The organism is Saccharothrix texasensis, assembly GCF_003752005.1.
GTDB classification, from domain to species: domain Bacteria; phylum Actinomycetota; class Actinomycetes; order Mycobacteriales; family Pseudonocardiaceae; genus Actinosynnema; species Actinosynnema texasense.
Window position 1 is genome coordinate 9,069,342 of record NZ_RJKM01000001.1, and the last position, 13,141, is coordinate 9,082,482.

Genomic DNA, 13,141 nt, shown 5'->3' on the forward strand with positions numbered 1-13,141 from the left:
GAGCCGGAGGAGTGATCACTCCTGGCCATTTCCAACTTATAGCGCAACAGGGGGCTTGCGGCAAGGCCCGGGTGTTGCCGCAGAATCGCCGGCCGTGGCGGGAAGCCGCGGGAACGGGGGTGCGGGTTGGGTGCGACCGGGGGTCGGCGGGCGAGAGCGGGATCACAAACTGTGCAGTCCCTGCAAAGTTGCAGTAAGTGCAGGTTTTTCCCTACCCTGATCGAGTGAGCACACCGGCGGCCGAAGGGCTCCGCGACCGCAAGAAGCGGCAGACCCGCACGGCTCTGGGCCACGCCGCCGTCCGCCTGGTCGCCGAGCACGGCCTCGACCACGTGACCGTCGAGGACATCAGCGCCGCCGCCGACGTCTCGCCGCGCACCTTCTTCAACTACTTCGCCAGCAAGGAAGACGCCGTCCTCGGTCCCGACCCGGAAGCCGGCCCGCGCGTCCGCGCCAGGGTGCTCGCCCAACCGGCGGACCTGTCCGCCGGCGCGGCGGTGCGGGAGGCGCTGCTGGCGGAGATCGCGGCGGAACTGGCGGACGACCGGGAGTTCTGGTTGCGGCGGATGCGGGTGGTCCAGCAGCACCCCGTGCTGCTGGCCCGGCTGTTCTCCGGCGGCGAGGCCCTGGAGCGCGAGCTGGTCGCCGGCATCGCCGAACGGGTCGGCCTGCCCGCCGACGACACCTACCCGCAGCTGCTCGGCGCGGCGGCGGGCGCGGCGTTCCGGGTGGCGGTGGCCCGCTGGTCGAGCACCGACGCGCCGCTGCACGACCTGCTCGCCGAAACGCTCGACCTCATCGCCGCGGGGCTCGCCCACCCGCCCCGCGGCCACCGCGGCTGAACCACGAGCCGCGCGCACCACCGATCCGCAACACCGCGTCACAGTCGAAGACAACTGGGGGGATCCGATGTCCACCGAAACCGGCACGACTTCGCGCCGGGACGTCGTGCAAGCGATGTCCGGCCTCATGCTGGGCATGTTCATGGCCATCCTCGCGTCGACCATCGTGTCGAACGCGTTGCCGCGCATCATCGCGGACCTGCACGGCTCGCAGTCCGTCTACACCTGGGTCGTCACGACCGAGCTGCTGGCCATGACGGCGACCGTGCCGCTGTGGGGCAAGCTCGCCGACCTCTACAGCCGCAAGCTGCTCATCCAGCTCTCGCTCGGCCTGTTCGTGGTCGGCTCGCTCATCGCGGGCTTCTCCCCGAACGTCGAGGTGCTCATCGCGAGCCGCGTCGTGCAGGGCCTCGGTGCGGGCGGCATGACGGCGTTGGCCACGATCGTGATGGCGGCGATGATCCCGCCGCGCGAGATGGGCCGCTACGCCGGCATCTTCGGCGCGGTGTTCGGCGTCGGCACGGTCGCCGGCCCGCTCATCGGCGGTGTCATGGTGGACACCTCGTGGCTGGGCTGGCGCTGGTGCTTCTTCATCGGCGTCCCGTTCACCCTCGCCTCGATCTTCCTGCTCCAGCGCACGCTGCACCTGCCGATCGTGCGCAAGGAAGTGAAGATCGACTACCTGGGCGCGGTGCTGATCGTCGGCGGCGTCTCCACGCTGCTGGTGTGGTCGACGCTGGCGGGCCACCAGTTCGAGTGGGCCTCGGCGTGGACCGCGGTGCTCGTGGCGGTCGGCGTGGTGCTGCTGGGCCTGGCCGTGTGGGTCGAGTCGCGGGCGACCGACCCGATCGTGCCGCTGACGATCTTCTCCAACCGCACGGTGGCGTTGACGACGCTGGCCAGCGCGCTGGTCGGCGTGGCGATGTTCGGCGGCACGGTGTTCCTGTCGCAGTACTTCCAGATCGGCCTGGGCAAGACGCCGACGCAGGCGGGCCTGATGAGCCTGCCGATGATCTTCGGCCTGCTGGTGTCGTCGACCGTCGCCGGTCAGCTGATCACCAAGTGGGGCAGGTGGAAGGCGTTCCTGGTCGCCGGCGGCGTGATCATGGTCGGCGGGATGCTGCTGCTGGCCACGATCGACGCGAACACGAGCGTGTTCATGGTCAGCGTGCACATGGCCGTGCTCGGCGTCGGCGTCGGCATGCTCATGCAGAACCTGGTGCTGGCCGCGCAGAACGACGTGCCCGCCCGCGACCTCGGCGCCACGACCTCGACCCTCACGTTCTTCCGCAGCCTCGGCGGCGCGATCGGCGTGAGCGCGTTGGGCGCGGTGCTGGCGAACCGGGTGACCGCGTTGAGCGAGGAGAAGTTCGGCCCGGCGCCCACCGGCGGCGAGGCCGCGGTGCCCGACCTGTCGCTGCTGCCCGAGCCGGTGCGGGTGATCGTGCGCGAGATCTACGCCACGGCCACCGCCGAGCTGTTCCTGATCGGCGCGCCGATCGCGGTGCTGGCGCTGGTGGCGGTGCTGTTCATCAAGGAGAAGCCGCTCAAGACGCTCAGCGGTGACGAGCGGCTGGCGGCGGAGATGGCCGCGGGTCACTGAGAGGCCGCTGACGGGCCGCTGACCTGGCGGGCCGCGGCTCGGCCGCGGGAAGACACGGTGTCGCACTTGTCCGGCTCACGGTCGGACAAGTGCGACACTTTCGCGCGTGTCAGGACTGCGCGAACGCAAGAAGCTCGCCACCCGGACGGCGTTGGCCGACGCCGCCCTGCGGCTGTGCGTGGAGCACGGCCTCGACGGGGTGACCGTCGAACAGGTGGCCAACGAGGCGGGCGTCTCGCTGCGCACGTTCTTCAACTACTTCTCCTCCAAGGAGGAGGCCGTGGTCGCGGGTGACGTGGCCACGGCCGCCGCGTTCGTCCACGCCTTCGCCGCCCGCCCCGAAGGTGAGCCGGTGCTGCCGGCGCTGCGGTCGGCCCTGGTGGACGTGGTGCCCGACCGCATCGACCCGGAGCGGGTGGCGCAGCTGCGCGCGTTGCGCCGCACGCCCGCCCTGCTGCCGCACCAGATCGCCGCGTTCGCCGTGCAGGAACGGGAGCTCGCCGCCGCCGTCGCGGCCCGGGTCGGCGTCGACCCGACCACCGACCTCTACCCGGCGATGTTCGCGGCCACCGTGATGGCGACCCTGCGGGTGGTCGTCGGCTGGTGGCTGGACGCCGCCGAACGCCCCGAGCTGTCCGAGCTGATCGGCGTGATGATCGACCGGCTGGAGGCGGGTTTCGCCGCCGTTCACCCGAGCGGCGACCAGGACTCGCCCGGTCGCCGCCGTCTATCGCGTCCACCCGGCGCGCAGTAGGCCGAAATCGGGTGCACCCGGGTGAAATCCCGTGCGGCGCCGACGTGGAATGACGCATCCCGGTATGGGCCGATCCCGTCGGCGCTGCGCTGTCGGGATGCTCGTGCGCCGCAGCCGGGTGACCTCGGACCTCGGCATCGGTGCAGGTCCCTAGCGTGCCTGGGGTCCCGGACGACCCCGAGTTCCGGCTGTGGGAAAGAAGAACCGTCATGCGAAGACGTCTGGTCATGGTTCTGACGACGGGCGCGCTCGTGGCCTTCGCCGTCACGGTCCCCGGCGCGGCGGCCGACCCCGCCGCGGCGGCCGTGTCGACGTTGACGAAATCCGTCCGGGGGGTGTCTTCACCCGCCGATCACGGCGCCACGGCCACCTGGGTCGTCGACTACGACAACAACGCGGCCGCCGCCGGTCAGGCGACGATCACCGACGCGGTCGGCGCCGGGCAGTCCTACGTCACCGGCTCGCTGGACGTGCCGCCCGGGTGGTCGCCGTCCTGGTCCACGGACGGGAGCACCTTCCAGGCGACCGAACCCGCCTCGGGCGTGGTCGCGGTGCGGGCGCAGAACCCCGACGCCCGGCCCGGCGGCACGGCGCTGTCCGGCCTGCTCACCCCGCCCGTCCAGGCGGCCACCACGGCGACCGGCGGCGACGGGTTCACCCCGCTGCTGCACCGCACTCCCACCGGAGCCCTCCAGGCGTGGAACATCTACCACCACGCGGCCCCGAACGTGGCGAAGGTGGTGTGCAGCGACCTGGCCACCGGTCAGCTCTGCGCGGGCGGACCGTGGCCCAAGCCGCTCAACACCACGCCCGGCCCGCTCGGCAGCGGCGCGACCGGTGACATCGGCAGCGGGATGGCGCAGCAGTACTTCCGCGACCCGGCCAACACCTCGCAGGTCCTCTACGCCGCCGTGACCCCCTCGTCGGTCGGTGTCGGCTGTCTGGACCTGGCCGCCGCCGCGAACTGCGGCTACTGGCCCCTGATGGCCGCCGGCGGGTCACCGTCCGGCGTGTACAGCCTGGCCGGCCTGGTCGAGGTCGGCGGCAACCTCTACGGCGTGGCCAGCACGGGCGCGGTCACCTGCTGGACCGTCGCCACCCGCGCGGCCTGCCCCGGCCAGCCGTACGCGCCGATCGTCCCGCCCAGCGGCGACACGCCCAGCAGCCTGTACTTCTACGGCGCGATGACGGTCGTGGCCGGCAAGGTGTTCGCCTCGTCGTCGCGGCCCAACACCGGCCTGCAGGCGGCCATGGGCTGCTTCGACCCGACCACCGCCGCCGCGTGCGCCGGGTGGGCCGCGCCCCGGCCCCTCGGCGCGGCCGGCAACTACACCTACAACGCCTACACCGCGTACAGCACGACGGGCGCGCAGGTCGGCGCCTGCTCCACCATGACCGGGTCGCCCGACGTGACCACCTGCTACGCGCTGGACGGCTCGGCGCTGCCCGCGCCGTCCTCGGTGGCCGCGCTGCCCGCCGGCGTGATCGCGTTCAACCCCGAGGTGATCACCGACCCGGACGGCCACCTCCGCAGCTACCTGGCGATCTGGGGCGGCCCGTACGCGGGCGCGGCGGTCTGCCACGACTGGACCACCGCGGCGGCGTGCGCGGGACTGCCCAACCCGATCACCCACCCCGGCGTCAACGGCGGCAACACCCGCGACTACGGCTACGCCTACGACGTCCCGACGGGCTGCATGATCGGTCTCGGCGACGCGGGCGTGCTGTTCTCGATGGACCCGCTCACGGGCAGCTCGCCGTGCGTGCGCTCCGGCGGTCAGGTCTCGCTCACGCCGGGCGCGTTCTACTGCGACGGCGACACCGACCACGTGCAGGGCTACGGCTCCGCGCGGCTCGTCGGCGTCACGCCGGGCAACGTCGACTTCGGCGCGTCCCGGGTGACCGTCGTGGACCAGGACGGCGCCACCGTGGCCACGCCCGGCTTCGCGCCGGACGGCTCGGTCGACCTCAGCGGCGTGTCGCCGACCGCGCACCCGACGATCGCCGTCACCACCACGCTGGTGCTGACCAGCGGCGCCGACTTCGGCGGCGGCAACCAACCCCGGTTGGTGGTCGACTTCACGGGCGACCCGCCGCAGGTGTGCTTCCGCACCACGATCAGCGCCGCCTGCGCCGTGGCCGACGTCGCCAACACCGCCACCGGCACGGACGCGACCGGCGCGTTCACCTCCAACACCGTCACCGTCCCGGTCGCGCCCGGCGCGGCCTGCCAGCCGGTGGTGACGGTGGACAAGGAGATCTGCGCCTCGAAGACGGCGTCCCACTGCGGACCCGGTGGGTCGGGACCGTGGGCGAAGAAGGCGCCCGTGGGCACGCTGGGCCTGCTCAACGCCACCGCGTACTGGCGGATCACGGTGACCAACCAGGGCCCGGTGGCGGTCACCGACGCCCGGGTCGTGGACTACGAGGAGCCCGCGTGCGAGGCGGCCGCCGGCACGTTCACCCTCCAACCGGGTGAGACGAAGACCTTCTACTGCTCCACGTACGCCCTCCTGACCCTGTACCCGATGACCAACCAGGCGAAGGCGAAGTACACGCCGCGCAACTCGCCGGCCGGCACCCCGCCGTCGTACTCGGCGTGGTCCTCGGCGACCGCCTGCTCCCTGCTCTGCCTGCTGGGCTGAGCACGGGCGCACGTCACCCGGCCGGTGGGGACGTCCGACGTCCCCACCGGCCGGACGCGCGTGGTCAGCCGCCGATGATCACGGGTTTGGCGTCGACCGGGTCGACGGTGGTGACCTCCGCCGCGCCGCAGGCGCTCAGCAGCTCGGCGCGCTTGTCCGCGTCCGCGTACTCCTGGCCGAAGTGGAAGGGCACCACGAACTTCGGCCGGGTGGCCGCCACCAGCTCGCCGAGGTCCTCGGCCGTCATGTGGCCGCGGCGGTGGATGCTCTCGCCCACGTCACCCCGCAAGCCGAACGCCTCACCGATCAGCACGTCGCAGCCGGCGAAGTCGTGCTGGTGCGAGGGCACCGGGCCGGTGTCGGCGGTGAACCCGATCCTCGCCCGACCGGTTTCGACCACGACGCCGTAGCACGGCACCGGGTGGTCGGTCGGCACGAGCCGCATCGTCAGCTGCCCGCCCAGCGCCACGGGTTCCTCGCCGCACTCGACCCACGCGAGGTCGAACTCCCGCTCCGGGTACTGGACCCGCAGCAGCTCCTTGAGCCCGGCCAGGACCGACGGGTGCCCCACGATCGTGAGCTTGAGCAGGGGGACGTCGCCCGCCCGGTTGAGCAGGCTGCGGGTGAACACGAAGTTGGCGAACCCGCCGACGTGGTCGGAGTGCAGGTGCGACACGTACACGTGCGTGACGTCGGTCGGCGACAGGCCGGCGGCCTGGAGCCTGCCGACCGGGTCGACGCCGACGTCGAGCATCACCTCGGCGTCGTCCGCGGCCAGGTGGAACGACGTGGTGGGGCCGGCGCTCGAGTTCGACCAGTGGCCCAGGGTTGTCACGTGGATTTCGGTCGTCACGGATGACCTCGATTCAGGGGGTGGCGGTCATGGCTGCGCCGGCCTTCCGCTCGGGCAGAGCGGAGCCATGGCCCGGAGTGTCCTTTGTGGTCACCGCTCGGATTCTTCGACCCCAGGGGCGGATGACGTCGAGATCGGCGGTCTGCCCATCCCGGAGTGCCCGTGGCGAAAGTCGGCCAAACGCCGCCGATCGGGGGGCGCGCTCAGGCGTCCCAGGTGATCGGGAGCGCGTGCACGCCGTAGACCAGCATGTCGTCGCGCATCGGGACCTCCGCCGCCGGCACGGCCAGTCGCAGGCCGGGCAGCCGGGTCAGCAGCCCGGTGAAGCCGACCGTCATCTCCACCCGCGCCAACTGCTGGCCGAGGCACTGGTGCACGCCGTGCCCGAACGCCAGGTGCGGCCCGCGGGCGCGGGTCACGTCCAGCTCGTCGGGCCGGGGGTAGTGGTGGGGGTCGCGGTTGCCCGCGGGGACGGAGACCAGCACCGTGGAGTCGGCCGGGACCACCTCGCCCGCGATCTCCACCTCCGCCAGCGTGGTGCGCACGACGCCGAGGTGGACGATCGACAGGTAGCGCAACAGCTCCTCGACCGCGCCGCCGACCAGCGCCGGGTCCTGCCGCAGGGCGGCGAGCTGCCCGGGGTGCTCCAGCAGCGCGAACGTGCCCAGCGCCAGCATGTTGGCCGTCGTCTCGTGGCCGGCGACCAGCAGCAGGTTCGCCATGCCGATCAGCTCGTCGTCGGTGAGCGTCGGGTCGGCCTCGATCAGGCCGGACAGCATGTCGTCGGTCGGCTCGGCGCGCTTGGCGCGCACCAGGCCGTGCATGAAGGCCCGCAGCTCGTCGGCGAGCCGCATCACCTCGGCCACGGGCAGGTCCAGGCGCAGCAGCTTCCCGGTGCGCTCCTGGAACTCGTCGCGGTCGGCGTACTCGACGCCGAGCAGCTCGCAGATGACCAGGGAGGGCACCGGCAGCGCGAACGCCCGCACCAGGTCGGCGCCCGGTCCGGCGGCGATCATCGCGTCGAGGTGGTCGGCGACGATCCGCTGGATGCGCGGTTCGAGCTGACGCATCCGGCGCACGGTGAACTGGCCGGTGAGCAGCTTGCGGTACCGGGTGTGCTCGGGCGGGTCCATGGTGATGAAGCTGCCCGCCCGCGCCCGGGCGTCGGTCAACCTGGCGCGGACCGGCTGGGGCAGCTTCTCCAGCACGCGGCGGCTGCGGAACCGGTCCGAGCTCAGCCGCGGGTCGCCGAGCAGGGTGCGGGCCAGCTCGTGGCTGGTGACGATCCACACCGGGTCGCCGTCGAGCATGGCCATCCGGTGCACCGGCCCCTGCTCGCCGAGGCGGGTCAGGGCGGTCGGCGGGTCGAACGGGCCGGCGTCGCGGCGGGTCAGCTCGGGCGGCAGGGGGACGGTCGGTCGGCCGGAGGAGGGGCGTTTGCCCGGGGGAGCGGTGGTCATCGGCGGTCCGTTCCCGACCCGGCGTGACCGGGCCGCTGCTCGGCGTGGTGACGGTGACCCACGGTACCAAAACGTGCACGCTGTGCAGCTTTCTGATGTAACTCACTGCACATCGGGCAAAGTTGCACGTCGTGCAAGTTTAGGTGATAGTTGTATGTGGCAAGCAATGCGAGGAGATGGGGGGACGGCATGGACGCCGTCGCGCGGGAGCTGGAAGACCGGTTGCGCGACCTGCTGAGGGTCGTGCGGATGGTCAAGCAGCGACCCCACTCGCTACCGCCCGGTCTGATCGGCACACTCGCCCTGATCGCCCGCGCCGGCGCGAACCCCACCGGGTGCCACGCCAAGGAGCTGGCCGTCCACGCCGGTCTCGACCCGTCCACGGTGAGCCGCGCGGTGGCCGCGCTGGTCGCCAACGGGCTGGTCGAACGGCGTGCCGATCCCGACGACGGCCGCGCCAGCATCCTCGTGGTGACCGAACGCGGTCACGGCGAGCTGGCCGTCGCCCGCGACTGGTACGACCGGCTCCTGAGCCGCGCGCTTGCCGACTGGAGCCCTGAAGAGGTCGAGGCGCTGACCAAATCGCTGGGGCGCCTGACCATTGACGTCGAAGGAGCCCTCGGCTCCACCTTGGAGGCCGCGCGATGAGCGCACCCGCCACCACCAACGGCACGATGAGCCACCGCCAGGTCCTGGAGGCTCTGAGCGGTCTGCTGTTGGTGCTGTTCGTCGCGATGCTCAGCGGCACCGTCGTCTCGACGGCGCTGCCGCAGATCATCGGCGCGCTCAACGGCTCGCAGACCCAGTACACCTGGGTGGTCACCGCGACCCTGTTGACCGCGACCGCCACCACGCCCGTGTGGGGCAAGCTAGCGGACCTGTTCGACAAGAAGACCCTCGTCCAGGTCGCCATCGTGATCTTCGTGCTGGGCTCGGTGGTCAGCGGTTTCGCGCAGAGCGCGGGTCAGCTCATCGCGGCGCGCGCGTTCCAGGGCATCGGCGTCGGCGGCCTGCAGGCGCTGGTGCAGGTGGTGATCGCGGCGATGATCCCGCCGCGCGAGCGCGGCCGGTACAACGGCTACCTCGGCGGCGTGATGGCGCTGGCCACGGTCGGCGGCCCGCTGCTCGGCGGCCTCATCGTGGACACCTCGTGGCTGGGCTGGCGCTGGTGCTTCTTCATCGGCGTGCCGGTCGCGGTGATCGCGCTGTTCGTGCTCCAGGCCACGTTGAAGGTGAAGACGGTCCGGCGGGACGACGTGAAGATCGACTACCTGGGTGCGAGCCTGATCGCGGTCGGCGTGAGCGTGCTGCTGGTGTGGATCTCGTTCGTGGACAGCTCGTTCGCGTGGCTGTCGTGGCAGAGCTTCGCCATGGTCGGCGCGTCGGTGGTCCTGCTGGGCGGCGCGGTCGCGGTCGAGGCGCGGGCCGCGGAGCCGGTGGTGCCGCTGGGGATCGTGAAGCAGCGCACGACGGCGTTGGCGATCCTGGCCAGCGTGGCGGTGGGCATGGCGATGTTCGGCGGCGCGGTGTTCCTCGGCCAGTACTTCCAGATCGGCCGCGGCTACACCCCGACCGAGGCGGGCCTGCTGACCATCCCGATGATGGTGGGCGTGCTCGCCGCGTCCATCGTGTCCGGGCGGCTGATCACCAAGACCGGCCGGGTCAAGCCCTACATCGTGATCGGTGCGGCCACCCTGGTGCTCGGGTTCCTCGCGCTGGGCCAGATCGACCACGACACCTCGCTGGTGCTGGTCGGTGGCGCGATGCTGCTGGTGGGCGTCGGCGTCGGCATGAGCATGCAGAACCTGGTGCTCGCGGTGCAGAACACGGTGCCGCTGAAGGACATCGGCGCGGCCAGCTCCACCATCGCGTTCTTCCGGTCGCTCGGCGGCACGATCGGCGTGTCGGTGCTCGGCGCGGTGCTGGCGCGGCGGGTCGAGGACGCCATCACCCGCGACCTGACCGCGGCGGGCATCCCCGTCAGCGGCGGTGGCGGCGGCAGCCTCAACCTGAACGTGCTGCCGGACGCGGTGCAGCACATCGTCCGCAACGCGTACGGCGACGCCACCGGGCACATCTTCCTGATCTCGGCGGCCATCGCGGTCATCGGCGTGGTCGCGGCCCTGCTGCTCAAGCCGATCACCCTGCGCACCAGCCTGGACCTGGTCGAGCAGCAGCCCAAGGTCGCGGCGGAGGCCTAGCGCCGGGACGGGGGACGGGGGCCGGTGGTGCGATCAGCGCCACCGGCCCCCGTCGTCGCGCGGGTCGGCGAGCAGCGGCGGCCGGTGTTGGCGAGAACCCGTCGGGGTCTGGCACCGCGGCCACTGCCGCGCCGGCCGCCGCGCTCCTAACGTCCCAGGCGCAACGATCACCTGCGACGACAAGGACCGCCAACCATGGTCGTGGTCTCGGCACTGCTCATCGGCGTGCTGTACGTGCTCCTGAACTCCTTCGTCCCCGACCGGCACCGCCGACCGTTCAACGCGATCATGGTCGGCGGCGCCGGCGCGGCGTACCTCAGCGGCGGCGGGCTGGGCGCGTGGGAGTTCGCCATCACCACCGTCATCACCTTCTGCGCCTACCGCGGCCTGACGTCGTGGACGTTCATCGGCATCGGGTGGCTCGTGCACACGGCCGCCGACGTGGCGCACCACCTGCACGGCAACCCGATCGTGCCGTTCGCCGAGCACTCGTCGCTGGGCTGCGCGATCTGCGACCCGGTGATCGCCCTGTGGGCGTTCGCGGGCGGTCCCGGCATCCGGTCAATGACCCCCGCGGCACTGGTGCGGGCTTTCCGCTTCCGCCGGCCGCAGCACGCCGCCGACGGCGGGCTCCACGAGTAGCAGCAGCTCACCGTCCCGGCACACCGGGCGCAGGAAACCCAGCGTCCGCACCGGGTCGGTCGGCGCGACCTCGACTCCGATGCCGACCACCCGGTCGATCGCCGACACGGCCACCACCTCGGCGGCGGGGTGCGTGCCGGTGAGCGCCGACTGGCCGGGGAACCGGACGCACCGGCCGTCGAGCCGGTCGCGACCGGCGCGAGCGGCACGCGCGGCCGGTGTGCCGGAGTCGTCGAGCACGGCCACCGGCCCGCCCAGCGCCCCCGCCAACCGGTCCACGTCCACGTCACCGGTCACGTGGGCGGACAACGTGGTGACGGCGACCGGCCCGGACCGGTCGGTGTGCGTGCACACGAAGTCCGCCGCCACCCCGGCCAACGCCGCCAGCAGCAGCGCGTCCACGTGCGCCGCGCCGTGCTCGCCGGGCAGGGCGGGCACGGCGCCGAGCCAGGTCATCAGATGACGTCCACGAACACCGGGTTCGCGTAGAACCACAGGTCCGCCCACGGGTCGGCGTCGCCGACCACGTCCATCACCGGGTGGCCGTCCGAGGTGAGCCGGTGGCCGTCCGATCCGCGCAGCCGCAGGTAGAACGCGCTTTCCACGCGGCGGAACACGTGCGTGAACTTCACCGTGCCGCGAGCGGTGCGGGCGACCTCGAACGTCTTCACCACGGTCGTGGCGGGCGCGGAGAACGCGTCGCGGTCCGCCGCCGGGCCGGTGATCGGACCGGCGATCAGGTCCACCTTCGCCAGGCGCGGCACGACGCCCGCGAAGTTCGCGCCACGCGCCAGGTCGACCTCGATCACCACCTCGACGTCCTGGCCGCGCCGGACGAACGTGCGGCCGCCGATCGTGACGCCCCGGTTGTCGCCCTCGCCGAGCGAGCGCACCCGCAGGTTCAGCCCGTCGACGATCCGCCCGTGCACCGCGACGACCTTGCCGCCCTGCATGCCGCGCATCACGTCCACGTAGGACTTGGAGTCCGCGCCGACCAGCGTGGAGCTGTAGAAGCCCGGCCAGTAGTCGCTCTCGACCCGCGGCACGCCGGTGTCGACGGGCGCGCCGCGGCTGCCGGTCGTGTCGTGGTCGCCGTCGCCCTGCTTGTAGGTGTCCAGGTGCACCCGGTGCGAGTCGGACGTGGCGGTGACCCACCACGGCCGGCCCTCGGCGAGCAGCGAGTCCCACAGGCCGCCGACCTTGGCGGTCATCCAGTCGAACCCGCCGTAGGTGCGGTAGGGGTTCTCGGTCGCGGTCGGCGCGAAGCCGGGGAAGCTGTCCTGGTTGGGCGAGGCGTCGTAGAGCCCGCGCGCGGCGCCCCGGCCGCCGTTCGCCGTCGGGATGCCGGACGCCTGGTGGCCGGGCGCGCCCTCCATGCCGACCGCCACGCCGGGCGCCGCGTCGCGCCAGCCGCGGAACTCGTGCGGGCTGTCCACGCCGCGCCGGGCCGGGTGGTTGGCGAACATCAGCGCGATCTCGGTGCGGCCGGCGAGCACCTGCGCCTCCAGGTACCGCAGGGCCGCCAGCGCGTGCGGCTCGCCGTCGGCCGACGTGGAGCGGGCGAGCAGGCCCTTGCCGCCGTTCGCGACCGGCGTGGACAGGACACCGCCGTCGTAGGCCGCTTCGAACGCGCGCAGGATGTCCACGGTGGACCGGCCGGGCGGCAGGAACACGGTGGCGTGCTCGGCGCCCGGGATGTTCCACTCCAGACCCTGGTAGACCAGCACGTCCCGGTGCGACCGGCGGGCGCGCTCGATGTCCGGCGCGACCTGGTCGATGGAGAACTTCTCGTGCGCGACGCCGCCGTGGTCGGTGATCACCACCCAGTCGAGCCCGTGTTCGCGCGCCTTGGCGACCTGCTGCGCGACCTCGTACTGGGCGTCGTTGGAGTACTTGGTGTGGATGTGGTGGTCGCCCGCGTACCAGCGCCCGCGCCCGGCCCACGGGTTCACCGGCGCGGCCGGCCGGTCGCCGTGGGCGTGGGCGGGCAGCGCGCCCATCGTGGTCGCCACACCGGCCGCGCCCAGACCGGCCAGGAACCGCCGTCGCGCCACCGAGAGCGGCCGGTCGTCCTGGTCGTCGCGCCAGCTGCCCTCCACGTCCTCGTGGTGGTGGTCGTGGTGGTGGTCGTGCGACATGCG

11 protein-coding genes are annotated in these 13,141 nt (G+C 72.5%); 7 read left to right on the top strand and 4 right to left on the bottom strand.

The features are described from left to right. Positions 1-224 precede the first annotated feature (224 nt). The 4 genes from EDD40_RS40420 to EDD40_RS40435 all read left to right on the top strand — a co-directional run bounded on the left by EDD40_RS40420 (position 225) and on the right by EDD40_RS40435 (position 5,844). Entirely contained in the window at positions 225-842 is a 618-nt protein-coding gene (locus tag EDD40_RS40420) for a TetR/AcrR family transcriptional regulator (protein WP_123747551.1), read from the top strand. A 67-nt stretch (positions 843-909) separates the two neighbouring features. After that, the gene (locus EDD40_RS40425) at positions 910-2,445 is read left to right on the top strand and encodes an MDR family MFS transporter (protein ID WP_123747552.1); all 1,536 of its coding nucleotides are present in this window, start codon (positions 910-912) and stop codon (positions 2,443-2,445) included. Between the two features lie 106 nt (positions 2,446-2,551). Then, positions 2,552-3,199, top strand: a complete 648-nt coding sequence (locus EDD40_RS40430) for a TetR/AcrR family transcriptional regulator (protein ID WP_123747553.1) — start codon at positions 2,552-2,554, stop codon at positions 3,197-3,199. A gap of 209 nt (positions 3,200-3,408) precedes the next feature. Further along, positions 3,409-5,844, top strand: coding sequence for a DUF7617 domain-containing protein (locus tag EDD40_RS40435; protein ID WP_123747554.1), 2,436 nt, complete (start codon positions 3,409-3,411; stop codon positions 5,842-5,844). 64 nt (positions 5,845-5,908) lie between these two features. Here EDD40_RS40435 and EDD40_RS40440 read toward each other — a convergent pair whose 3' ends face one another. Both EDD40_RS40440 and EDD40_RS40445 read right to left on the bottom strand, forming a co-directional pair. After that, a complete protein-coding gene (locus EDD40_RS40440; protein WP_123747555.1) occupies positions 5,909-6,697 on the bottom strand; it encodes an MBL fold metallo-hydrolase in 789 nt (262 codons plus the stop codon). A gap of 203 nt (positions 6,698-6,900) precedes the next feature. After that, positions 6,901-8,157, bottom strand: coding sequence for a cytochrome P450 (locus tag EDD40_RS40445; RefSeq protein WP_123747556.1), 1,257 nt, complete (start codon positions 8,155-8,157; stop codon positions 6,901-6,903). A gap of 189 nt (positions 8,158-8,346) precedes the next feature. On the opposite strand from EDD40_RS40445, the gene EDD40_RS40450 reads away from it, so the two are divergent. The 3 genes from EDD40_RS40450 to EDD40_RS40460 all read left to right on the top strand — a co-directional run bounded on the left by EDD40_RS40450 (position 8,347) and on the right by EDD40_RS40460 (position 11,000). After that, entirely contained in the window at positions 8,347-8,805 is a 459-nt protein-coding gene (locus EDD40_RS40450) for a MarR family winged helix-turn-helix transcriptional regulator (protein ID WP_123747557.1), read from the top strand. Next, positions 8,802-10,358 (top strand): MDR family MFS transporter, encoded by a 1,557-nt coding sequence (locus EDD40_RS40455; protein ID WP_123747558.1) that lies wholly within the window; start codon positions 8,802-8,804, stop codon positions 10,356-10,358. Before EDD40_RS40450 ends, EDD40_RS40455 begins: the two co-directional genes overlap by 4 nt. Before the next feature lie 195 nt (positions 10,359-10,553). Beyond that, entirely contained in the window at positions 10,554-11,000 is a 447-nt protein-coding gene (locus EDD40_RS40460) for a DUF6010 family protein (protein ID WP_123747559.1), read from the top strand. On the opposite strand, the gene EDD40_RS40465 is transcribed toward EDD40_RS40460, so the two are convergent. After that, on the bottom strand, positions 10,920-11,456 hold the full coding sequence (locus tag EDD40_RS40465) for a hypothetical protein (protein WP_123747560.1): 537 nt from the start codon (positions 11,454-11,456) through the stop codon (positions 10,920-10,922). The genes EDD40_RS40460 and EDD40_RS40465 overlap by 81 nt on opposite strands. Further along, on the bottom strand, positions 11,456-13,138 hold the full coding sequence (locus tag EDD40_RS40470) for a PHP domain-containing protein (RefSeq protein ID WP_123747561.1): 1,683 nt from the start codon (positions 13,136-13,138) through the stop codon (positions 11,456-11,458). The genes EDD40_RS40465 and EDD40_RS40470 overlap by 1 nt, the downstream gene beginning before the upstream one ends. Positions 13,139-13,141: the final 3 nt, after the last annotated feature.

Coding starts and splice junctions, on each gene's coding strand:
- EDD40_RS40455 (WP_123747558.1), top strand. CDS start 8,802: ATGAGCGCACCCGCCACCACCAACGGCACGATGAGCCACCGCCAGGTC.
- EDD40_RS40465 (WP_123747560.1), bottom strand. CDS start 11,456: ATGACCTGGCTCGGCGCCGTGCCCGCCCTGCCCGGCGAGCACGGCGCG.
- EDD40_RS40435 (WP_123747554.1), top strand. CDS start 3,409: ATGCGAAGACGTCTGGTCATGGTTCTGACGACGGGCGCGCTCGTGGCC.
- EDD40_RS40425 (WP_123747552.1), top strand. CDS start 910: ATGTCCACCGAAACCGGCACGACTTCGCGCCGGGACGTCGTGCAAGCG.
- EDD40_RS40460 (WP_123747559.1), top strand. CDS start 10,554: ATGGTCGTGGTCTCGGCACTGCTCATCGGCGTGCTGTACGTGCTCCTG.
- EDD40_RS40470 (WP_123747561.1), bottom strand. CDS start 13,138: ATGTCGCACGACCACCACCACGACCACCACCACGAGGACGTGGAGGGC.
- EDD40_RS40450 (WP_123747557.1), top strand. CDS start 8,347: ATGGACGCCGTCGCGCGGGAGCTGGAAGACCGGTTGCGCGACCTGCTG.
- EDD40_RS40445 (WP_123747556.1), bottom strand. CDS start 8,157: ATGACCACCGCTCCCCCGGGCAAACGCCCCTCCTCCGGCCGACCGACC.